General features: G+C 60.9%; 20 protein-coding genes and 1 tRNA gene. 16 read left to right on the forward strand and 5 right to left on the reverse strand.

All coding sequences use genetic code 11. The features are described 5' to 3' along the window. Positions 1-77: 77 nt before the first annotated feature. From ROS217_RS17035 to ROS217_RS17045, 3 genes are all read left to right on the forward strand, one after another. Positions 78-545 carry a YbaK/EbsC family protein gene (locus ROS217_RS17035; RefSeq protein WP_009819037.1) on the forward strand — a complete coding sequence of 156 codons (468 nt, stop codon included), beginning with the start codon at positions 78-80 and terminating at the stop codon, positions 543-545. A 63-nt stretch (positions 546-608) separates the two neighbouring features. Beyond that, positions 609-1,058: an RDD family protein gene (locus tag ROS217_RS17040; protein WP_009819038.1), complete on the forward strand. Its 450-nt coding sequence runs from the start codon at positions 609-611 to the stop codon at positions 1,056-1,058. An 87-nt stretch (positions 1,059-1,145) separates the two neighbouring features. Continuing rightward, on the forward strand, positions 1,146-1,976 hold the full coding sequence (locus tag ROS217_RS17045; RefSeq protein ID WP_009819039.1) for an arginyltransferase: 831 nt from the start codon (positions 1,146-1,148) through the stop codon (positions 1,974-1,976). A gap of 9 nt (positions 1,977-1,985) precedes the next feature. Here the strand turns inward: ROS217_RS17045 and ROS217_RS17050 are convergent, their stop codons facing one another. Next, positions 1,986-2,768 (reverse strand): protein-disulfide reductase DsbD domain-containing protein, encoded by a 783-nt coding sequence (locus ROS217_RS17050; protein WP_009819040.1) that lies wholly within the window; start codon positions 2,766-2,768, stop codon positions 1,986-1,988. A gap of 162 nt (positions 2,769-2,930) precedes the next feature. Here ROS217_RS17050 and ROS217_RS17055 point away from each other — a divergent pair, with 162 nt between their 5' ends. The 11 genes from ROS217_RS17055 (at position 2,931) to ROS217_RS17105 (ending at position 15,324) form a co-directional block, all read left to right on the forward strand. After that, positions 2,931-3,506: a YqgE/AlgH family protein gene (locus tag ROS217_RS17055; RefSeq protein WP_009819041.1), complete on the forward strand. Its 576-nt coding sequence runs from the start codon at positions 2,931-2,933 to the stop codon at positions 3,504-3,506. Positions 3,507-3,558: 52 nt separating this feature from the next. Beyond that, positions 3,559-5,328, forward strand: a complete 1,770-nt coding sequence (locus ROS217_RS17060) for a sensor histidine kinase (protein ID WP_009819042.1) — start codon at positions 3,559-3,561, stop codon at positions 5,326-5,328. Beyond that, complete coding sequence (locus ROS217_RS17065) at positions 5,325-6,554, forward strand: sigma-54-dependent transcriptional regulator (protein WP_009819043.1); 1,230 nt, start codon at positions 5,325-5,327, stop codon at positions 6,552-6,554. The genes ROS217_RS17060 and ROS217_RS17065 overlap by 4 nt, the downstream gene beginning before the upstream one ends. Positions 6,555-6,806: 252 nt before the next feature. Beyond that, on the forward strand, positions 6,807-7,808 hold the full coding sequence (locus ROS217_RS17070) for a DctP family TRAP transporter solute-binding subunit (RefSeq protein ID WP_040650699.1): 1,002 nt from the start codon (positions 6,807-6,809) through the stop codon (positions 7,806-7,808). A 122-nt stretch (positions 7,809-7,930) separates the two neighbouring features. Further along, positions 7,931-8,611 carry a TRAP transporter small permease gene (locus ROS217_RS17075; protein ID WP_009819045.1) on the forward strand — a complete coding sequence of 227 codons (681 nt, stop codon included), beginning with the start codon at positions 7,931-7,933 and terminating at the stop codon, positions 8,609-8,611. Next, the gene (locus ROS217_RS17080) at positions 8,611-10,005 is read left to right on the forward strand and encodes a TRAP transporter large permease (RefSeq protein ID WP_009819046.1); all 1,395 of its coding nucleotides are present in this window, start codon (positions 8,611-8,613) and stop codon (positions 10,003-10,005) included. Before ROS217_RS17075 ends, ROS217_RS17080 begins: the two co-directional genes overlap by 1 nt. A gap of 193 nt (positions 10,006-10,198) precedes the next feature. Then, positions 10,199-10,702: a flavin reductase family protein gene (locus ROS217_RS17085; protein WP_009819047.1), complete on the forward strand. Its 504-nt coding sequence runs from the start codon at positions 10,199-10,201 to the stop codon at positions 10,700-10,702. Between the two features lie 112 nt (positions 10,703-10,814). Beyond that, positions 10,815-11,687 carry a TIGR01459 family HAD-type hydrolase gene (locus tag ROS217_RS17090; protein WP_009819048.1) on the forward strand — a complete coding sequence of 291 codons (873 nt, stop codon included), beginning with the start codon at positions 10,815-10,817 and terminating at the stop codon, positions 11,685-11,687. 100 nt (positions 11,688-11,787) lie between these two features. Continuing rightward, the gene (locus tag ROS217_RS17095) at positions 11,788-12,231 is read left to right on the forward strand and encodes a MaoC family dehydratase (protein WP_009819049.1); all 444 of its coding nucleotides are present in this window, start codon (positions 11,788-11,790) and stop codon (positions 12,229-12,231) included. Between the two features lie 379 nt (positions 12,232-12,610). Beyond that, positions 12,611-13,579: a glycosyltransferase family 2 protein gene (locus ROS217_RS17100; RefSeq protein WP_009819050.1), complete on the forward strand. Its 969-nt coding sequence runs from the start codon at positions 12,611-12,613 to the stop codon at positions 13,577-13,579. A 197-nt stretch (positions 13,580-13,776) separates the two neighbouring features. Beyond that, complete coding sequence (locus ROS217_RS17105) at positions 13,777-15,324, forward strand: DEAD/DEAH box helicase (protein ID WP_009819051.1); 1,548 nt, start codon at positions 13,777-13,779, stop codon at positions 15,322-15,324. A gap of 124 nt (positions 15,325-15,448) precedes the next feature. Here the strand turns inward: ROS217_RS17105 and ROS217_RS17110 are convergent, their stop codons facing one another. Then, positions 15,449-16,735, reverse strand: coding sequence for an ATP-binding protein (locus ROS217_RS17110; RefSeq protein ID WP_009819052.1), 1,287 nt, complete (start codon positions 16,733-16,735; stop codon positions 15,449-15,451). A gap of 39 nt (positions 16,736-16,774) precedes the next feature. Here ROS217_RS17110 and ROS217_RS17115 point away from each other — a divergent pair, with 39 nt between their 5' ends. Together ROS217_RS17115 and ROS217_RS17120 are read left to right on the forward strand one after the other, a co-directional pair. Next, positions 16,775-17,686 (forward strand): MBL fold metallo-hydrolase, encoded by a 912-nt coding sequence (locus ROS217_RS17115; RefSeq protein ID WP_009819053.1) that lies wholly within the window; start codon positions 16,775-16,777, stop codon positions 17,684-17,686. Between the two features lie 79 nt (positions 17,687-17,765). Further along, positions 17,766-17,840: transfer RNA gene (locus tag ROS217_RS17120), tRNA-Asn, on the forward strand. Positions 17,841-18,415: 575 nt separating this feature from the next. Here the strand turns inward: ROS217_RS17120 and ROS217_RS17125 are convergent. The 3 genes from ROS217_RS17125 to ROS217_RS17135 form a co-directional block, all read right to left on the reverse strand. After that, positions 18,416-19,135, reverse strand: coding sequence for an anti-sigma factor (locus tag ROS217_RS17125; RefSeq protein WP_009819054.1), 720 nt, complete (start codon positions 19,133-19,135; stop codon positions 18,416-18,418). Beyond that, positions 19,132-19,662, reverse strand: a complete 531-nt coding sequence (locus tag ROS217_RS17130; protein WP_009819055.1) for a sigma-70 family RNA polymerase sigma factor — start codon at positions 19,660-19,662, stop codon at positions 19,132-19,134. Before ROS217_RS17130 ends, ROS217_RS17125 begins: the two co-directional genes overlap by 4 nt. Before the next feature lie 179 nt (positions 19,663-19,841). Further along, entirely contained in the window at positions 19,842-20,651 is an 810-nt protein-coding gene (locus ROS217_RS17135; protein WP_009819056.1) for a DUF4394 domain-containing protein, read from the reverse strand. Between the last annotated feature and the right edge of the window lie 27 nt (positions 20,652-20,678).

A 20,678-nucleotide genomic window follows, 5' to 3' on the forward strand; every position in this document is an offset into this window, starting at 1 on the left:
TCCGAGTGATACAAGCCGCGCAAGGCTGGTCAATGCCCCACGCGCCTGAAATACTGTGAAAAAATCCGGAGAAGATCATGAGCAAGAGCCTCAAACGCGTGACCGCGGCCCTGCAAGCCGCCGGGCTCGACATCACACCGATCGAGATCGGCGACGCCACCACGGCGCAGATGGCTGCCGACCTCGTGGGCTGTGACATCGCGCAGATCGCCAAATCCATCATGTTTCGCGGCGAGACCAGCGGCGCGGCACTGCTCTTTGTCACCTCCGGCGCCAACCGCGTGTGCGATACCCGCGCCTCCACGCTGGCAGACGAACCTCTGGGCAAGGCCGATGCCGCCCTCATCCGCGCGCAAACCGGCTTTGCCATCGGTGGCGTCTCGCCTTTGGGCCATCTCATCGCCCCGCGTGCGTTCTTTGATCCGCATCTCCTGACCTTTCCACAGGTCTGGGCCGCCGCGGGTACACCGCGCCACCTCTTCGGCATAGATCCTCGCGACCTCTTGCGCCTCAGCGGCGGCGATCTGGCGGATTTTACCACCTGACCCCTTGCAAACCCCGTCGACGCCCCCAACCTTGAGGGCTCAACGAGGATCCGCACCCAGACCATGACCGACACAAGCTGGCATCTGCCCAACCCAGACACCCAACCGGAGTTTTACGCCGATGTCCCGGTCAAACGGCTTGTTGCCTTTGTCGTGGATACGGTCGTGATCATAGGGATCAGCCTGCTGATTGTGCCCTTCACGGCCTTCACCGGCCTCTTCTTCTTTCCCATTCTCATGGCCGTAGTGGGCTTTGCCTACCGCGTCGCGACCATTGCGCGCGGCTCTGCCACTTGGGGCATGCGCCTCACGGCCATCGAATTCCGCGACGCCACGGGTGCGCGCTTTGATCTTTCGCAGGCTTTTCTGCACACGCTTGGCCTAACGGTTTCCTTCGCCATACCGATCCTTCAGGTTGTGTCCGTCGTGCTCATGCTCACCGGCGACCGTGCGCAGGGCCTCACCGACCGGGTGCTTGGATCCGTCGCGATAAACCGCCGCGCCGCCGCATAACGCGCCGTGTAACGCAGCCATGACAAGCCCCTTGGCGGGGGCGGATATCATTGTTATCGTCCGCCCAAGACAGACAGCGGATTAACCATGCGGCACACACTTCCCATCGCGCCCCAATTCTATGTGACGGCACCGCAACCCTGCCCGTATTTGCCGGGCCGGATGGAGCGCAAGCTGTTCACCGCCCTGCAAGGCGAGGGCGCGCAGCGTCTGAATGACGGGCTCTCCAAACAAGGCTTTCGCCGCTCGCAAAACGTGCTCTACCGCCCGTCCTGCGCCGATTGCGCCGCCTGCCTTTCGGCGCGGATCAACGTGGCCGAGTTCACCACCTCCAAGAGCCAGCGCCGCACCCTGCGCCGCAACGAGGGCCTGAGACGCCGCGCCACGTCACCTTGGGCAACCGAGGATCAATACAGCCTCTTTCGCCGCTACCTCGAAAGCCGCCACGCGACCGGCGGCATGGCTGATATGGATACGTTCGAATTCGCCGCCATGGTCGAGGAAACCCCGATCCGCACCCGCGTCGTGGAATATACCGAGGCCGAGACCGGCGCGCTGATCGCCGTCTGCCTCACCGACATTCTCGATGACGGGGTCAGCATGGTCTACTCCTTCTACGAGCCTGACCGCACCCGCGAGTCGCTTGGCACCTATGTGATCCTCGATCACATCGAAATCGCGCGCGAAAACGGCCTGCCTTATGTCTATTTGGGCTATTGGGTGCCCGGCAGTTCGAAAATGGGATACAAGGCCACCTTCACCGGGCTCGAAGTCTATGTCGGCAACCGCTGGCAGAAAATGCGCGACCCCCAAGAGTTCCGCGCACAGGCGCATCCTCTGGTCAATGATCCGATTTCCGAACAGGTGGCGAATATCTCGCTGCCCGATGGCCGCCCGCTGCGCTCGCGCTCGGTCTAGGAACCGCCCCTATCCCGCCGGACAGCCCTGAATGTCCACCGCATCGCCCGTGCTCAGAATCGTGAGCCGCAGGCCACCTCGATCAAGCATGAACCCACGACCCTCGGCGTGGAAAATATCCACCTCGGCCCGCAGACGGTTGCCGCGTCGCTCACTTGTCGCCTGTGTCACCCACAGGGCGGGATTGCCGGTCTCGACCACGACCAATTCCTGCAATCCCATCGCAGAAACATCGACTTCGGCCACCAGATGCACGCCCCCTTCGATCGGTGCCACCTTGCACACCACGCGCCCCACGCCCGCCTCGGACTGCGTATAAGGCCGCGCAGCCAAGGCCGCGGCGATCTGCGGATCGGGGTGCTTCGCCGTCCCGTCCAATCGCTGCGACACGGACAGGCTCATCGGCACGCAAATATCGCTGCAAACCCCAATCTCCATCTCCGCGCTCAAGGTGATCGGCTGGCCAACACGCGCCGGTGTCAGGCGCACGGGCAAAACCAAGACATGCTCATACCCAATGGTGCGCATGCCATTGGTCACGGTCTGCTTTGGCGTGGGCCACTCGATCTCGGCCCGCGCCAGATTCGCTGACCCGCGCCAATCGAACTGCGGCGGAATCCCCGCCTCGCCGGGCGCACGCCAATAGGTCTTCCACCCATCCGCAAGCACGAACTTGAGCGCCGCAATATGGCTGCCATCCGCCATCTGCCATCCCGGCAAGACGCTGACATTCACCATATTATCCTGCGCCCGCGCCCGGTCGAGCGGCAGGACGAGCCACAGGCTTGCCATGAAAAAGAGAGCGATAGATTTTATCATGAGTGTGAAATGGGGTATTCTGCGCCAATTGCCAACTCACAATCGAGCGAGAATTCTTGCCAGACTGTGAAGAGATCGCTTGCACCCCTTGCCCGCTCACCCCATTTTCAAGGCAGGACAGCACAGAGGCCGCCCGTGACACTTGCCCACCCGGATATGGATCTGACAGGGAAATTGCTCATCGCCATGCCCGGCATGGGCGATCCGCGCTTTGCGCATGCCGTCGTGCTGCTCTGCGCCTATTCCTCAGACGGCGCGATGGGCCTGATCGTCAACAAACCGACACAGGATCTCAGAATGCGCGACCTTCTCGAGCAACTCTCGATTTCCCACACCCGCCAGACTCGCAACCTCCCGGTACATTTCGGCGGCCCGGTTGAACATGGGCGCGGCTTTGTCCTGCATGACCCGGGCTATCGGTCACCCATCTCGTCGCTCGACGTGAACGATGACTTCGCGATGACCGCCACGCTCGACATTCTAGAGGATATGGCCCGCGGCGCAGGCCCGTCACGCGCGCTGCTGGCGCTCGGCTATTCGGGCTGGGGTCCGGGGCAACTCGAATCCGAACTGGCGCAAAACGGCTGGCTCACCTGTGATGCCGATTCACAGCTGGTGTTTGACACGCCCGACGCGGCGAAATGGGAAACGGCGCTCACCCGACTGGGGATCTCACCCCTGATGCTCTCGTCCGAGGCCGGGCACGCCTGAGACAGGTATTCCCGCTGGTCAACAGCCTCGGCGCGCTGGTAGATTGCACGCCATGTTTCTCAAGTCGCCCCTCATCGTGATTGTCGCGCCCTTCTTGCTGATGGTCGTCCTGATCAGCGGCACGCTCTGGCATTATGGCTATCGCGCAGCGCTCTCTGATCTGGCGCGACGCGGCAGCGCCGATATGGCGCTGGTGCTGGGCGGGCTTGTGTCGGACCTGCAACGCTACCGGGATCAGGCGGTGGCGCTGGCCGATCATCCCACCTTGACCGCGCTGAACCGCCCCAATGCCCGGCATCAGGATTCCGCCGCACACCGCCTGCTCACCGCCTCCGCCGACCGCACCGGTGCCGCCGGGCTCTTTTACGTCGACCGAGGCGGCAATCTGCTGGCGGGCACCGGCACGCGCCTGCCCGAGGGGCTGGCCACATCCGCGCCATTTCTGCGCGCCATGGACGGCGCGCTTGGCACCGCCCATACCATGAGCGCCGATGGCACAGAGCGGCTGTTTCACTTCGCCGCTCCCTCATTCGGCCCCGATGGCAAGGTGCGCGGCGCGCTTGTCGCCATCGCCGATGCCGAGAATGTCGAATTCGGATGGCGCGGGCTGCAAACGGCGGTGTTTCTGGTCGACGACCGGGGGCGGGTCTTTATGTCCAACCGCTCGGAACTCTTGGGCTGGCGCAAGGTGCCCCAAGACACGGTGTTGATCCCGCCAAATGGCGCGCCCATCCCCTTTTCCCGCAGCCTCACGACCGGATATGAAATCTGGCAGATCGACCTTGGCCCCTATCTGCCACGCCGCGCCCTTCAGGTCAGCCAGACCTTGCCGCGCATCGGCATGACGGGTGCAGCACTGGTGAATGTCGCCCCCGCCCGCCGCATCGCGGGGCTTCAGGCGGGCGCGGTGGCGGGCGTGCTCCTGTTCTTTGGCGCGCTGCTCTATCTCGCACAGGAACGCCGCCGAACGCTCGCCCGCGCCAATGCCCAGCTTGAGGGGCGCGTGGCCGAGCGCACCGCCACCCTCACCCGCACCAACCTTGCGCTGCGCCACGAAATCCGCGAACGCCAAGAGGCCGAGGCCGCCCTCAAACGCGCGCAGGCCGAACTGGTGCAGGCGGGCAAACTCAGCGCCCTCGGCAAGATGAGCGCAGGCATCAGCCACGAACTCAACCAGCCCCTGATGGCGATCCGCCAATTCGCTGCCAATGGCGGCGCGTTCCTGCACCGCGGGGAACCCGACCGCGCCGCCGAGAACCTCTCCCGTATTGACGAGATGGCCCACCGCATGAGCCGTATCATCCGCAACCTGCGCGCCTTCGTGCGCAATGAAAACGAACCGATGGGCCGCGTCGACATGGGCCGCGTGATCGACACCGCCCTCGAAATGACCGACGCACGCCTCACCGCCGATGCCATCACGCTCGACTGGCAGACACCGCCCGCCCCCGTGTGGGTGCGCGGCGGCGAGGTGCGGCTGGGTCAGGTGATGGTCAATCTCATCACCAACGCCGCCGACGCTATGGCCAAGAGCACCAACAAACGCCTCACCCTCACCCTCATCCCCGGCGCCCCCGTCACCCTCTGCGTGCGCGACACCGGCCCCGGCATTCAGGAACCGGAAAAGATCTTCGACCCCTTCTATTCCACCAAACTCGTGGGCGATGGCGAAGGCATGGGCCTTGGCCTGTCGATCTCTTACGGGCTTGTTCAGAGTTTCGGTGGACAGATCACAGGCCGCAACACCGAAACCGGCGCGGAATTCACCGTGGCATTGGAGCCATGGACAGACCCCGCCCACGTCAAGAAAGGTGCCGCATGATCCGCAAGGTTCTGGTGGTCGATGATGACAAACCCGTCCGCGAGGCCCTCTGCCAGACATTGGACCTGGCTGAATACTCCGTGCGCGCCGCCGGCTCCTTTATCGAGGCCAAGGATCACATCAGCCGCGATTTCGCAGGCGTGATCCTCTCGGACATCCGCATGCCGGGGCGGGACGGCTTTCACCTGCTGGCCCATACCCGCGCGCTTGATGACGAACTGCCGGTGATCCTGCTCACCGGCGAGGGCGACATTCCCATGGCGGTCAAGGCGATGGGTCAAGGGGCCTTTGATTTCCTCGAAAAGCCCTGCGCGCCGGATGCCCTCATTCCCGTGCTGGACCGCGCCTTGAAAAACCGGGCGCTGGTGCTGGAAAACCGCCGCCTCAAGGCCCAGCTTGAAACCGGTGATCCGGCGGCGCGCATGCTCTTTGGCACCTCGCGCATCGCCGAGGATATGCGCCAGACCGTGCGTCAGGCGGCCCGCACAGGGACCGAAGTGCTGGTGATCGGCCCGCCGGGCGCGGGTGTCTCCAAAGTGGCCGAGGTCATTCACCTGATGTCGCCCCGCGCCGGCGGCACCTTTGTGAAACGTGCCGCGGCCCGGCTCGACCCCCGCGACCTCGATATGGCCCTGCACGAGGCACATGGCGGCACGCTCTTTCTCGACGAAATCCCGGCCCTGCCGATGGACAGCCAATATGCCCTCCTCGATCGGATGGAATCCGGCTCCGAGACGCGGCTCATCGCTGGCAGCACCGCCGATCTGGAAGAGGCGGCGCGCGCCGGCCGCTTCAACGCAGATCTCTACTACCGGCTCGAGGTGATGCGCGTCCGCATCCCCGCGCTCTCGGAACGCCCCGAGGATATCCCCGTGCTCTTTCGCCACTATGTCGCTCAGGCCGCCGAACAGGCCGGGTTGCCTGCGCCTGAAATCGGCCCCGATCACCTCGCAGCCCTCATGGCGCAGGATTGGCCGGGCAATGCCCGCTCCCTCATGTCTGCGGCCATGCGCTTTGTGCTGGGCATGCCGGACAACGCCGCAGAGGCGGCCGAACTGGGATTGGCCGAACAGATGGCGCGGGTCGAACGCTCGCTCCTGATCGCCGCCTTGGGGCGTCAGAACGGGCGCGCGGCACAGGCGGCGCAGGTGCTCAAACTGCCGCGCAAGACCTTCTACGACAAGCTGACACGCTACGGGATTCGCCCCGAGGATTACCGGCGCTGAGCCCGACGGAATCTGTGCGAAATCCCGCACAACGCCCGAATTGCCTGTGCGAAATTTCGCACAAGCCATGCACAGGGCGCAAACCCGCTACCCTGATAATGCCGCACAACCCTCTGTAAAACCGTCATAAAACAGGCATCCCGCCTAGGAATCATACAAATCCTTGAGCGGGAAACCGCTTTCTCTCACCATGTCACCACCGTGCCCCACTTGGGCGCAGTCCAAAACATGACCACTTGGGAGGAGACCCACATGAAATTCCTGACCGCTGCCGTATCGGCACTGGCCCTGACCGTTGGCGCAGGCGCTGCCATGGCCGCCTGCGAAGACGGCGAAATCGTCGTCAAGTTCAGCCACGTCACCAATACCGACAAACACCCCAAGGGCATCGCCGCCTCCTTGCTGCAAACCCGCGTCAACGAGGAAATGAACGGCAAGATGTGCATGGAGGTGTTCCCCAACTCGACCCTCTATGACGATGACAAGGTGCTCGAGGCGATGTTGCAGGGCGATGTGCAACTGGCCGCCCCCTCGCTCTCGAAATTCGAGAAGTTCACCAAGCAATTCCGCCTCTTCGACCTGCCCTTCCTCTTCACCGATGTCGCCGCAGTCGACCGCTTCCAAGGCTCCGAGGCCGGTCAGGCGATGCTCGACTCGATGCAGCGCCGTGGTCTTCAGGGTCTCGCCTATTGGCACAATGGCATGAAGCAGATGTCGGCCAACAAGCCGCTGCTCGAACCCTCGGATGCCAATGGCCTCAAGTTCCGCGTGCAATCCTCCGACGTGCTCGTGGCTCAAATGGAAGCTATCGGCGGCAGCCCGCAGAAAATGGCCTTCTCCGAGGTTTACGGCGCGCTCCAGCAGGGCGTGGTTGATGGGCAGGAAAACACCTGGTCCAACATCTATGGGCAAAAGTTCTTCGAGGTGCAGGACGGCACCACCGAGACCAACCACGGCATCATCGACTATCTCGTCGTGGCCAGCGTCGACTTCCTCGACAGCCTCGATGCCGAAACCCGCGACCAGTTCCTGACCATCGTCAACGAAGTGACCGAACTGCGCAACGCCGAATCCACCAAGGTCGATGAAGACGCCAAACAGGCCATCATCGACGCCGGCGGCGTGGTGCGTGAACTGACCCCGGAACAGCGTGCCAAGTGGGTCGAAGCGATGAACCCCGTCTGGGACCAGTTCAAGGAAGACGTGGGCCAGGACAACATCGACGCCGCCGTTGCCTCGAACGAAAGCTCCTGATCCGGCTTTAAACGGTGCGGCCCGCCATCGTATTGGCGGGCCATTGGTGCATCGGGCGGGTTTCTCTATCACCCGCCCGACTTGCAACCCGCGACACACTCACAAAATTTGGGAATGGGACGATGCAGCACAAGACTGGGCTTATCGACCATATCGAGGAGACGGTGATTGCCGCGCTCCTGGGGGTGATGACATTGCTGACCTTCGCCAATGTTGTCGCTCGATATGTGTTCAACGTGAATATCCTCTGGGCACTCGAACTGACCGTATTCATGTTCGGTTGGCTCGTCCTCTTGGGCGCCTCCTATGCGGTCAAGAAACATGCGCATCTGGGCGTCGATGCCGTGATCAACCTGCTCTCGGTCCCCGCGCGGCGGATCGTGGGGCTGGTTGCGGTCGTGGCCTGCCTCTTCTTCTCTCTGCTGCTGCTCAAGGGGTGCTATGACTATTGGGCGGTCTTCGCCGACCTGCCTCCCACCTCCGGGCGCTGGGTTCCCACCGGCTTTGACACCACCGCCCGCTCCCAGAGCTTTTACGAGGTGCAGGATGTGCCCATGCTGGCCGTCTTCCGCTTTCTCGAAGACCTGATCAACTACGGCGACTCCTACGAAAAACTGCCCAAGGTGATCCCGTATCTCGTTCTGCCGCTCTCGGCTTTCCTGCTCGTCCTGCGCTTCACACAGGTCGCCATTGCCATCTGGACCGGCAAGATCGACCGCCTGATTGCCAGCCACGAGGTCGAAGACGAGATCGAAGAACTCCGCGCCGCCCAGGCGCGTAACGCCGATGGAGGGCAAAACTGATGGATGTCGCTCTGCTCTTCACCATGGTCGTCGGCCTGATGCTGATCGGCGTGCCAATCGCCGTCTCGCTCGGTCTCAGTTCCACGCTCTTCATGCTGCTCTATTCCGACACGTCTCTGGCCTCGATTGCAGGCACACTGCTCAACGCCTTCGTCGGTCATTACACCCTGCTCGCGATCCCGTTCTTCGTTCTGGCTTCCTCCTTCATGTCCACCGGCGGCGTGGCGCAACGCATCATCCGCTTTGCCATCGCCTGCGTCGGCCACCTGCCCGGCGGCCTCGCCATCGCCGGCGTGTTGGCCTGCATGATGTTCGCCGCGCTCTCGGGTTCCTCGCCCGCCACCGTGGTCGCGATCGGCACAATCGTGATCGCCGCCATGCGCCAAATGGGCTATACCAAGGAATTCGCCGCCGGTGTGATCTGTAACGCGGGCACGCTTGGCATCCTGATCCCGCCCTCCATCGTCATGGTTGTCTACGCCAGCGCCACCGATGTCTCGGTGGGCCGGATGTTCCTCGCGGGCGTCCTGCCGGGTCTTCTGGCGGGGTCGATGCTGATGATCACCATCTATGTCATCGCCAAGGTCAAGAACATGCCACAGGGCGAATGGCGCGGCTGGCGTGAAATCTTTGACAGCTTCCGCGAGGCGGCCTGGGGTCTCTTGCTGATCGCGATCATCATGGTGGGGATCTACGGCATCCCCGGCATCACCGGCGCGATCTTCACCCCGACCGAGGCGGCGGCGGTGGCCGCAGTCTACGCCTTCTTGGTCGCCAGCTTCATCTACCGCGACATGGGGCCGCTGGCGCGCGGTGACGGTCAGGCACCGCTGGCGCTCTACCAACGCCCCACAGCGCTCCTCACCGCCTTCTTCCACCGCGACACCCGCAAGACGCTGCTTGATGCGGGCAAGCTCACCGTGATGCTCATGTTCGTGATCGCCAACGCGCTCATCCTCAAACATGTGTTGACCGAGGAACAGATCCCCCAGCACATCGCCAACGCCATGCTCGGCGCAGGTCTGGGGCCGGTGACCTTCCTCATCGTGGTCAACGTGATCCTGCTCATCGGCGGGCAGTTCATGGAACCGTCGGGCCTTCTGGTGATCGTCGCCCCGCTTGTGTTCCCCATCGCTCTGGAACTCGGGATTGACCCTATTCACCTTGGCATCATCATGGTGGTGAACATGGAGATCGGCATGATCACCCCTCCGGTCGGCCTCAACCTCTTCGTGACCTCCGGCGTGGCAGGCATGCCGATGATGGCGGTGGTGCGCGCCGCCCTGCCCTTCCTCGCCGTGCTCTTCGTGTTCCTGATCATCATCACCTATGTGCCCTGGATCTCGACCGTCCTGCCCAACGCGGTCATGGGTCCAGAGACCATCATCAAATAGGCACACCAAGGACGGACCAACCGTCCCCCTGACCACGCAGGCCCCGGCTTGCGTGGTTTTTTCATGCCCCTTCGCCGGTGCGGTTTGAAAGCAGATCACACCACGCTACCTGACCCCCGGGCACGGGATTTCCTTTACCCCGCCACATTTCGGCGTTACCCAAAGACCCCGGACCCCGACAGGAGAGACGCGCGTGACTTCAGACACCCTCAGCGTTGAGCGCGACGCCTTTCTCGCCGCCATGCGACAGGTGGCAGCGACCGTCACCGTCGTGACCACGGACGGGGTGGCAGGCCTCGCGGGGGCCACGGTCAGCGCCTTTTCCTCGCTGTCCGCCGATCCGCCTTCGGTCCTGATCTGCCTGCGCTCCGACAGCCGGATCGCGCGCAGCGTCATCGAGAATGCGGCCTTCTGCGTCAATGTCCTGTCCGAGGATGCGGTCGAAGTGGCGCGTGCCTTTGCCGGACCGTCGCCCGACAATCCCGCTGAGCGCTTTCTCGGCCTCAACTACACGCCCCGGCCCGAAGGCCCGGTGCTGCCGCGCGCCACCGCCTTCTCCTGCCGGCTCACGGATCGCATCACCCATGGCAGCCATGCCATCTGCATCGGCACCGTCACGGCCCTCACCAACGCCGGACAAAAGCCACTCACCTATCTCAGCGGCGATTACCACATCGTGCGCCCACACGGACTCTAAGGCGGCCCCGCTTTTCTTGGTCAAAATACTCAAATCCGCCGCTGGCCAAAGCGCACGCGCCCTGCCATATCTGCGCCGACCTCAGCCACCGACCGCAGACAAGGAGCCGCCCATGACCCGCATCATCACCGCCCTCAGCGAGATTTCCGCCAATTATGACGCGCTCTTTGTCGATCTTTGGGGCTGCGTGCATGACGGCGTGCGCGCCCTGCCGGATGCTGTCGCCGCCCTTCAATCCTACCGTGCAGACGGCGGCACCGTGGTGCTCGTCACCAACTCGCCCCGCGCGCGCGGCGGCGTCGAAAAACAACTCGATGGCTTCGGCGTGCCCCGCGACGCCTGGGATACCATCGCCACTTCCGGCGACAGCGCCCGTGCTGCGATGTTTCAGGGCGTGGTCGGCGAAAAGGTCTGGTTCGTCGGTCAACCGTTCGATGGTCGCTTTTTCGATCCGCTGCATTTGATCGAAAACCCCGTGCCCATCACCCGCGTCCCCTTGGAAGACGCCGAGGGCATCGTCTGCATCGGCCCGTTCGATCCCTTGGCGGACCCCAGCGATCTGCGCCCCCAGTTCCTCTATGCCAAGCAGATGGGCCTGAAACTCCTCTGCGCCAATCCCGATATCGTGGTGGATCGTGGCGAGGTGCGGGAATGGTGTGCGGGCGCTCTGGCCCGGCTCTATACCGAAATGGGCGGTGAGAGCCTCTATTTCGGCAAACCGCATCCTCCCATCTATGACCTCGCCCGCCGCCGCCTTTTGGCCCTTGGCCGCGATGTCGAGAACGCCCGCATCCTCGCAATCGGCGACGGGGTTCATACCGATGTGGCCGGTGCGATGGGTGAGGATATCGATTCTCTCTTCATCTCCGGCGGCTTGGCCGCGACAGAGACCAAAACGTCGCACCAACCGGATGAATCAGCGTTAAACGATTATCTTGCAAAGGAAAAATCCTCACCCACCTTCACAATCGGATTCTTGCGCTGAGAGAAAACACTTGATCTTTCTGCATCCGCAAAGTAATTAAATTCCAACTTGAGGCGAAATACAGCCTGATAATTACGCACCAAACCTGTTGGAGGGGCGAATGTTGGACAACATGCCGCGCGGCACGATCTGTATCGAAGACATCGAAATGGGCATGACCCGCCATCTGCGCAAGGTCGTGACCGACCGCGACATCGAGCTGTTCGCCGAGGTTTCGACCGACCGCAACCCAGTGCATCTCGATGACGCCTATGCACAGGATACGATTTTCGAGGGGCGCATCGCGCATGGCATGCTGACCGCTGGCCTCATCTCTGCGGTGATCGGCGAGCAATTGCCCGGACACGGCACCGTCTACATGGGCCAAACCCTCAAATTTCTCGCCCCCGTGCGCCCCGGCGACATGGTCCATGCAGAGGTCGAGGTGATCGGCATCGACCACGGCAAACGCCGGGTGCAACTCGATTGCCGCTGTCTGGTGAATGGCAAAAAGGTGTTGATCGGCGAAGCCACGGTTCTCGCCCCCTCGCGCAAGTTCGACTGAGGCTGTCAGCCAATTTCGACGCGAGGATAGCGAACGGCCTAAAGCCGAACTTTGCCCCAATCTCAAAAGCGCGGAATCAAGGCGCGGCACGCGCCGCCGCGCAGCGCCCGTCCGCCCCACCGGGCGGGCGCTTTTGCATCGTGGTAGTTGCTTGATAACGCGGAAGTATTTGGCGAGCATTAAGTGCTAGCTAGATAGGTAACAGCGCCCACCCGGCGGACGGGCACCGCGCGGCTCATCGCATGGGGCCAATGTCAGCAACTGGCCAGTGTCGAGCACTCCACCCAATCATAACCCACTATTTGTGCGCAAAACACGTCAAATCCCTAAACACACCTGAGCCCTTGCGGCGGGCGCGCGGCTTGCGCATTCTGCGCGCATGAACGCAGCACCCACCTGGGGCGTGGTCGCCACGATCAAGGCCCCCACCCAAGACATCCTCAATTTCGCCGCCCATCATCTCGATCTGGGTGCCCACCGCGTGCATGTCTATCTTGACGACCCCGACCCAGAGGCCGAAGCCGCCCTGCGCGCGCATCCTAAATGCCGTGTGATACTCTGCGATGACGGGTACTGGCGCAGACGCTCCCGCACTGGGCGACCAGAGAAACATCAACCGCGCCAAAGCGTCAACGCCACGCATTGCCTCAACAAGCGACCACAGGTCGATTGGCTCGCCCATATCGACGTCGACGAATTTCTCTGGTCGGACAGTCCCCTGTTTGGTCACTTGGCGCAGCTCTCCCCCGATACGTTCAGCGCTCGCGTGCGCCCGGTCGAGGCACTTGCCCCCGATCCGTACGCTGAAGCCGCACAAACGTACGGGTGGTTCAAATCCTGCGCCCTGTCTCAGACCGAACGCCGCAGCCAGACCAATGCCATCTATCCCACCTTTGGCCCCTATCTGAATGGCGGCTTCATGAGCCATGTCGCGGGCAAGGTCTTTGTCAGAACGGGTCTGCCAGAAACAAGCATTCGCATCCATAATGCATTTAAAAACAAGCTTATGGACGGTGATGCTAAGGAACTACATGAAGTTTTGCTTTGCCATTTGCACGCCGCAACGTGGGAGCATTGGCACGCCGCGTATCGCTACCGACTCAACCACGGCTCCTACCGCGCCGACCTCAAGCCCGCACCACAGTCTGACGGCTATGCCTTTAATATGCATGAGTTTTTTCAAATGCTAGAGGCCGATGGCGGTGACTTGGCCCTCCGTCGCTTCTTCACCGAAGTCTGCACCGCCACCCCAGATCTGCGCCATCGACTTGAGGCATTTGGACACCTGCACCCCATCAATCTCGACCTCGACACCAAACGCGCGCGCCACTTTCCAAACCATGCGTAAGTGTTTCCAATGAAAGCATAATCTTCGGGTTGAACCCCGGTATTGTTGCCAAGAAAATGCGATGCATTGACGCTGGCGCCGATCTCAGGTAAGTGCTGCGCAGCGGGTCATCCATGTGGAGAACCACAGGCCCATGAGGGGCCCGAACCCGCGCCAGACGTACGGGCCAGGATTGTGTCCGTAAACCACGGATACACATGACAAAATTTTCTGATCTGAACCTGAATCCCAAGGTCCTTAAAGCCATAGAAGAGGCTGGTTACGAGACCCCGACGCCCATTCAGGCCGAAGCCATCCCCCACGCGCTGCAAGGCCGCGACGTCCTAGGGATCGCCCAAACCGGCACCGGCAAAACTGCCAGCTTCACGCTGCCGATGCTGTCACTGCTGTCCCGCGGCCGCGCCCGCGCCCGGATGCCACGCAGTCTGGTTCTGTGCCCGACACGCGAACTCGCAGCCCAGGTAGCTGAGAATTTTGATACATATTCCAAGCACTTAAAGCTGACAAAGGCGCTGCTCATCGGCGGTGTCAGCTTCAAGGAACAGGACAAACTGATCGACAAGGGCGTGGATGTTCTGATTGCGACGCCGGGCCGCCTGCTCGATCATTTCGAGCGTGGCAAGCTCTTGCTGACCGGTGTTCAAATCATGGTCGTAGACGAGGCCGACCGCATGCTCGACATGGGTTTTATCCCTGATATTGAACGGATTTTCAGCCTCACCCCCTTCACACGTCAGACACTTTTCTTTTCGGCCACGATGGCGCCTGAGATCGAGCGCATCACCAATACCTTCCTGTCAAACCCCGCCCGCGTCGAGGTTGCTCGACAGGCCACCGCGTCCGAGACCATCGAACAGGGCGTGGTCATGTTCAAGCCCACACGCCGCGAGAACGCAGATAGCGAAAAGCGCAGGCTTCTGCGCGCATTGATCGACCGTGAAGGCGAGGCCTGTAGCAATGCAATCATCTTCTGCAACCGCAAGGTTGATGTAGATGTGGTCTCTAAGTCCTTGATAAAGTACGGTTATGACGCAGCCCCCATTCACGGCGATCTGGAACAGAGCCAACGCACACGCACCCTAGACGGCTTCCGTGCTGGCACCTTGCGTTTTCTCATTGCGTCGGATGTCGCCGCGCGTGGACTCGATGTCCCCGCCGTCAGCCATGTTTTCAACTTTGACGTGCCCAGCCATGCCGAAGACTACGTTCACCGCATCGGCCGCACCGGCCGCGCCGGTCGCGCCGGCAAGGCATTGATGATCTGTAACCCGCGCGACGAAAAGAACCTCGCAGGCGTTGAGGCCTTGCTTCAAAAGGAAATTCCCCGGGTTGAGAGCCCCATTACCTTGGGCGCACCGACAACCAACGCAGAGCCTCCGCAAGGCAGTGACGAACGCCCCGTCAAGCCCCGCCGTTCGCGTACTGCGAGCCGCAGCAGAGGAAAGTCCGACAACGCCCCCCTGCCCGTGCAAAATCCTACAGAGCCTGTCGCGGAAGTGATGGCTGTCAAACCCGAGCAGCGCACGACAAGCTCCGAGCGATCTGCTCCTCGCCAAGAGAGTCAACCCGAACGTTCACAAGAACGCCAGAGCGAGCGCCCGCAAGAGCGAGGCCAGCGGCAAGGCGGTGGGAACAGCGGTGGCCGCGGACGGCAGGATCAAGCTGGTGGCCCGCGTGTTGTGGGCTTGGGGGATCACCTGCCTAGCTTCATCGCACTCAGTTTCGATGAGCGGCGCGCAAGCTAACCTGCTAATATTAAAATATTTTTCATCGGCACAGGTGGCCCGTCAGGCCCCACCTGTGTTGTGGATGGTCTGCATCCAGTTTGATTCCCTTCAGAAAAAAACTACGATACGTTCCGATTTCGCATCACCGCGCGATCACAATATCAGCGCACAAGCCGCCCAAACGCACACTTTCGCCCAAGCGCAACGTACCCCCATGTGCCCGAGCCACATCCAAAACAATTGATAAACCCAAGCCGACTCCCATGCCACGGTTCTGATTTCGCGCAGGCTCCAGACGCGTAAACGGTTTGATGGCGTCGCCCCGGCTGTCAGGCGGAATGCCAGGTCCATCGTCTTCCACCCGGATGCGCAGGGATTTTTCTGTCATAACGACAGAAACCTCTGCTCGCGACCCATAGCGCACAGCATTGTTGATCAGATTCTCAACAGCTCGTCGGATGTTCGCTGGCCGCAGAGCAATACTTCCTTCTCCGCGCGTCTCAACCAGTGCCACAGGAACCTGCGCACGTTGCGAATCCTCGACAATTTGCCTCACGAGATCAATTGGATCAATGGGCTCGGCTTCGCCTTCATGCGCACCACGGGCAAAGGCCAAAAACCCATCGAGCAATCTCTCCATATCCACCACGTCGCGCAACATTGGCGCGGCCTCTTCGTGATCCAACATCGCAAGGCCTAATCGAAGTCGGGTCAACGGGGTGCGCAAGTCGTGGCTGACGCCCGAAAGCATCAAGGTGCGTTGTTCGATTTGTCGTTCCAACCGTGCGCGCATATCAAGAAACGCATTGCCCGCAGCGCGCACTTCTATGGCGCCTGCCGGGCGGTAGGGTACATGCCGACCGCGCCCAAAAGCCTCTGCCGCCTCTGCAAGGCGCGTAATTGGTCGCAGTTGTTTGCGCATGTAAACATAAGAGACCACCGTCATCAAAATCCCATAAAACGCAAGGTTTACAAGAACTTGATAGGGTCTCCGCGCTGATACTCGACGACGGTCGAATACAAGTTCGATCACCGACTCGTCTCGCTGAAAATATAATATGACATACTTGCTATCGGCCAATGAAACGCGTTCCAAATCGTCGAAATACTCTCGCAACTCGCGGATGACCACATTCCCAGACAGATCGAACCAGTCGTACTCATCTGCACGAGGAATCTCGGACATTGGTACGCGCCGCCGCTCGATCTCAAGGATGTCGGCAACCGCGCTCCCCTCAGGTTGGGCCAACACCAGCCGAATCTCGCGGGCCACAGTCTTTACCATCTGCTGTGTGACGTCGTCGAAGAGCCTTTGTGTAAATACCAAAGACACGACCAAAAGCAGCGTTATAACCGGCAAAAGCAGGATAAGAACCGCTCGCCCATAAAGGCTTCGGGGCATATAGGGTTTGAGCCATCGAACCGACATGGTTAAACCTAGCTGCGTGGGTTGCCAGAAGGAAGAGCCATGCAAACGGACCAAGAAAAAAGACCCCCCGTAGGCATAGCGCAAGATCTGGGCAGCGACCTCCGGAGGATTCTTGCGCCCAACCCCTCGCCGATGACGTTTTGGGGTACAAATACCTACGTTCTGGGCACCCGACAATTGGCCGTAATCGACCCTGGCCCAGATGATACCGCGCATTTGCAGGCCATTCTGCGTGCGATTGGCCCCGGACAGTGCGTCAGCCACATCCTCGTCACGCACGCACATCTCGATCACTCGCCCTTGGCAGCGCGCCTCTCGGACGAAACGGGTGCACCGGTCTTCGCCTATGGCGACGCAAGAGCTGGCCGCAGCCCCGTGATGCAACACCTCGCCGACACGGGTATGATCGGCGGTGGAGAGGGTGTGGACGTGACTTTTACCCCGGATCAGTTGCTCTTCGATGGAGAGTCCGTCGTTGGCGATGGATGGCAGATTACGCCACACTGGACGCCGGGTCATTTTGGCAATCACCTGTGCTTTGTGATCGAAGACACAATTCTGACAGGGGATCTGGTGATGGGCTGGGCCAGTTCTCTTGTCTCGCCGCCAGATGGGGACCTCACACAATTCATGGCATCCTGCAGGCGGCTGAAAGCGCTCCATGCAAGACGATTTCTGCCGGGCCACGGTGGACCAATAGAAGACCCGGCCGCGCGCCTCGACTGGCTGATATCACACCGTTTAGCGCGCGAAGCTGCGATTCTCGAGGTCTTGCACGCAGGCCCCCGGTCAGCCTCTCAAGTGACAGCGATCGTCTACGCAGATACCCCCGCTCACCTCCTCCCGGTCGCGAGACGAAATGTACTTGCGCACCTCATTGATCTAACTCAGAAATCTCGAATTATTCCACTGGGTGAACTGCACGCCGACACAGCATTTGCGTGCCTTTGACGGATACACGAAAGCAGTCGATTTTTTGTGACAAATCCTCTGGACCTCCTCCAACTCGGTTGCTATACGGCCCAAGTGTTCCGGCGTAGCTCAGCGGTAGAGCAGTTGACTGTTAATCAATTGGTCGTAGGTTCGATCCCTACCGCCGGAGCCAAAACTACCGCAAGGTATTGATAGCAAAGAGAAACCCGCAACGGCTTCGTTGTGGGCTTTCTTTTATCACTCAAAGGAATTCCCCGCGAGGCATCGGTCAGTGCGACCTCTGCCGGAGGTCAGCGCCATGGATCATGCTTTCCGCTTTCTCCTGCGCGGCACGACGTGGCAGTATCGCCGAAGGCCGCCGGGCTCCAGAAACGCGTTTAGCAAGCTGTTACACAGGCTCTCGGCAATACTTTCCCACCGGCACAGCACCGAGATACTTTCCTCGCCACGCGAACCGGCCAAGATAACGCGGATTTTCCTTTCAGCAGAATAGGTCTGGCGGATTTTGTGGCGGATGGTCTTGACCAGCTTGCAGCGGCGTCCGTCGAAGTTTCAGGTTTCTGCATCATCTCGATCTCCTAATTGATAGGATGAACCAGAAATTATCCGTTTGAGCTGCTGCCGATTTCGTGGACACCGTGGTAAGGTGTTTATGAAATTGGAGAAACGATCAGTGGCAGGTCACAGCGCCAAGGTTCTCATCAGGCCGCCCTGGCGATGGGGCGCAAGGCAGGATTCAAAGCGGTCTTAGTACACCGGTGTCTTGGCAAAGCCTTTCGCCAGGATCGGACCCGTTGGAAGGTTTGTGGGAGAGCCCCCCAGAGGCTCGAAGGTGATCTCGTAGAGTTGGTCCGCGCGGGGGGGAGGAAGGCCGTCCACCGACAGGGTAAGAGAGCGCGCCGTTGACAGCAGGCCAAGGGACACCGGGCTGCCGTCATCCTGCGGCTTGGTCCAGACCTGCATCACGCGATCGTCCGGGACACGGGCGTTCTCCAACAATGTAATCAGGGTCTGGTTGCTCTGCGTGCCTTCGACCACGGCAATGGGCTGTCCTTGGTCGTCGAGCAGAACGGCAATGACTGTTGGGTCAACCGCTGTCACTAGTGACCAACCCAAAACGCTTGCAAGCATGAAAGTTGCAGCGATGCCGCTCAAAGCGGCCAATCGCCATGTCTTGAGCCTGTGTTGAAGAGGAGCAAACGCGATCACTTGTGCGGTGGCAGGAATTTCATCCGCGTGTGGCCCGGCTTCGGTCAAGGATGTTTCGACTCGTGCCCATAGGCCGTCAGGGAGGGGCAGTATATCGGCAGTTTCATCCAGAGCCAAAAATCGCTGGCGCGCGCGCTCTAGCATCGCGGCCACTTTGGCATCCGCCGCACAGAGCCCTTCGATCTCGAACAGCTCCGCCTCGCTGGCCAGACCAAGAACGACCTCGTCGATCCGTTCTGACAGGGAACGGTCGGTCATGACAGACACTCCCGCAGCATCAACAGACCGCGCCGCACCCAAGCCTTGACTGATCCGAGTGGCGCCCCCATGCGTCCGGCAATCTCGCCATGGCTGTAGCCAAGGATATAGGATGACAGAATGGCCATGCGTTTATGAGGGTCCAAGGATTCAAGACAGATGCGCAGATCATGCGTGCGCTCAAGACGATTGTAGGCGATCTCTAGAATTGCATCATCAGATGCTTCTTCAGCCTCTGCGGGATCAAGTGCGGTTTCCGGATGCGCGTTGCGCAAGAGCGTGAGACATCGGTTGCGCAAGATCGTATAGATCCAAGCCTTGGCTTGACCCCTCTCGGCATCGAACTGGTGCGCTTTCCGCCAGAGCAAGACGAAGCATTCCTGCACAGCGTCTTCGGCCAGATCCTGTCGTCGGAGCATCCGACGGGCAACGCCGAGCATTCGCCCACCTTCGGTCTCCATGATCTGTTTTAAGGCCGAGCGCTCGCCGGCGGCACAGGATTGGATCAACAGGGAGAGGTCTGTCACAGAAGGGCTCTTTTTCCATCTTAATGCTAGGAGTCGACTCCTTCTGTTCAGGGGTAAAGACTGGACACCTCCCGGTCAAACCAAGATCGGCGGTAACTGGGCACAAAACATCCGCCAAACTGGGGGATGATCTTACCGGGAGGTGCTTGCCGGCCCCACGTGCGGAGCCGACAATCCGGTTACATCGCCGTCATGAAGGTGATGTCGCGCACGGCGGCGCCGTCTGTTCCGGTCAGTTCCCAGCTTTCGGCAACGGACCCGGAGTCAAGCGAGACCGTGTGCAGCATGGAACCTGACACCAGCCACGCGGTATTCTTTCCCTCGGCATCGGTCGCGATATCGAAGGCATAGGGCGCCGCGCCGTCAATTCCAAGTTTGCCGATGGCAGCGAGCGTGCCGTCATTGGGTGATGTCTGTTGAATAAGGGCGACGATGGTGCTGTCGATGTCGTACATCGCCGTTGCTTCAGGCGTGCCATAGGAATTGCTGTAGGCCGCCGCGACGATGGCCGGGGCTTCGCCTGCGTGCATATCAGCGCTGTCAAAGGTCAGACTGCCGTCGACGGTAACAGCGCCGCTCTCGATATCGACACGGTGGTTGGTTGTGCCGGACATAAAGCGCAGCTTGTTGGCTTTGGGGTTGAAGTCCACGATCACGGCCGCATCGCCGTCAATCGGAAGCTCTTTGTCCATTTTGGAGATTACCGTGGTAGCGCCGGTTTCCGGGTCGATCTCGACAATCTCAAACCCGTCGGTGACGCCGATCAACTGACCTGTGGCTGGTCTCAGGTCAATTCCGAGCAGTCTGGAGACCCCCTCGACCGGCATGGAGGCTTTGACCGTCGCAGTGGCAACGTCGATCTTGTGCAACATGTTATCGCCCGAAAGGGCAATTGCGGTCAGGCTGTGGTTGCCATGATTATCTGCGGTGGCCAACGATGTGCTCGTCAGCAGGGCAGTGGTCGCGAGTGCAAAAGTCAGTTTGGTCATAAGTCAGTCCTCGGATATCAGAAGCCG

This window comes from Roseovarius sp. 217, from assembly GCF_000152845.1.
Classification (GTDB): domain Bacteria; phylum Pseudomonadota; class Alphaproteobacteria; order Rhodobacterales; family Rhodobacteraceae; genus Roseovarius.

What these genes read in the sequence shown, in the direction of transcription:
- ROS217_RS17035 (WP_009819037.1), top strand. Translation starts at nt 78, where the DNA reads ATGAGCAAGAGCCTCAAACGCGTGACCGCGGCCCTGCAAGCCGCCGGG.
- ROS217_RS17040 (WP_009819038.1), top strand. Translation starts at nt 609, where the DNA reads ATGACCGACACAAGCTGGCATCTGCCCAACCCAGACACCCAACCGGAG.
- ROS217_RS17045 (WP_009819039.1), top strand. Translation starts at nt 1,146, where the DNA reads ATGCGGCACACACTTCCCATCGCGCCCCAATTCTATGTGACGGCACCG.
- ROS217_RS17050 (WP_009819040.1), bottom strand. Translation starts at nt 2,768, where the DNA reads ATGGCAAGCCTGTGGCTCGTCCTGCCGCTCGACCGGGCGCGGGCGCAG.
- ROS217_RS17060 (WP_009819042.1), top strand. Translation starts at nt 3,559, where the DNA reads ATGTTTCTCAAGTCGCCCCTCATCGTGATTGTCGCGCCCTTCTTGCTG.
- ROS217_RS17065 (WP_009819043.1), top strand. Translation starts at nt 5,325, where the DNA reads ATGATCCGCAAGGTTCTGGTGGTCGATGATGACAAACCCGTCCGCGAG.
- ROS217_RS17070 (WP_040650699.1), top strand. Translation starts at nt 6,807, where the DNA reads ATGAAATTCCTGACCGCTGCCGTATCGGCACTGGCCCTGACCGTTGGC.
- ROS217_RS17075 (WP_009819045.1), top strand. Translation starts at nt 7,931, where the DNA reads ATGCAGCACAAGACTGGGCTTATCGACCATATCGAGGAGACGGTGATT.
- ROS217_RS17080 (WP_009819046.1), top strand. Translation starts at nt 8,611, where the DNA reads ATGGATGTCGCTCTGCTCTTCACCATGGTCGTCGGCCTGATGCTGATC.
- ROS217_RS17090 (WP_009819048.1), top strand. Translation starts at nt 10,815, where the DNA reads ATGACCCGCATCATCACCGCCCTCAGCGAGATTTCCGCCAATTATGAC.
- ROS217_RS17095 (WP_009819049.1), top strand. Translation starts at nt 11,788, where the DNA reads ATGTTGGACAACATGCCGCGCGGCACGATCTGTATCGAAGACATCGAA.
- ROS217_RS17100 (WP_009819050.1), top strand. Translation starts at nt 12,611, where the DNA reads ATGAACGCAGCACCCACCTGGGGCGTGGTCGCCACGATCAAGGCCCCC.
- ROS217_RS17105 (WP_009819051.1), top strand. Translation starts at nt 13,777, where the DNA reads ATGACAAAATTTTCTGATCTGAACCTGAATCCCAAGGTCCTTAAAGCC.
- ROS217_RS17110 (WP_009819052.1), bottom strand. Translation starts at nt 16,735, where the DNA reads ATGTCGGTTCGATGGCTCAAACCCTATATGCCCCGAAGCCTTTATGGG.
- ROS217_RS17115 (WP_009819053.1), top strand. Translation starts at nt 16,775, where the DNA reads ATGCAAACGGACCAAGAAAAAAGACCCCCCGTAGGCATAGCGCAAGAT.
- ROS217_RS17125 (WP_009819054.1), bottom strand. Translation starts at nt 19,135, where the DNA reads ATGACCGACCGTTCCCTGTCAGAACGGATCGACGAGGTCGTTCTTGGT.
- ROS217_RS17135 (WP_009819056.1), bottom strand. Translation starts at nt 20,651, where the DNA reads ATGACCAAACTGACTTTTGCACTCGCGACCACTGCCCTGCTGACGAGC.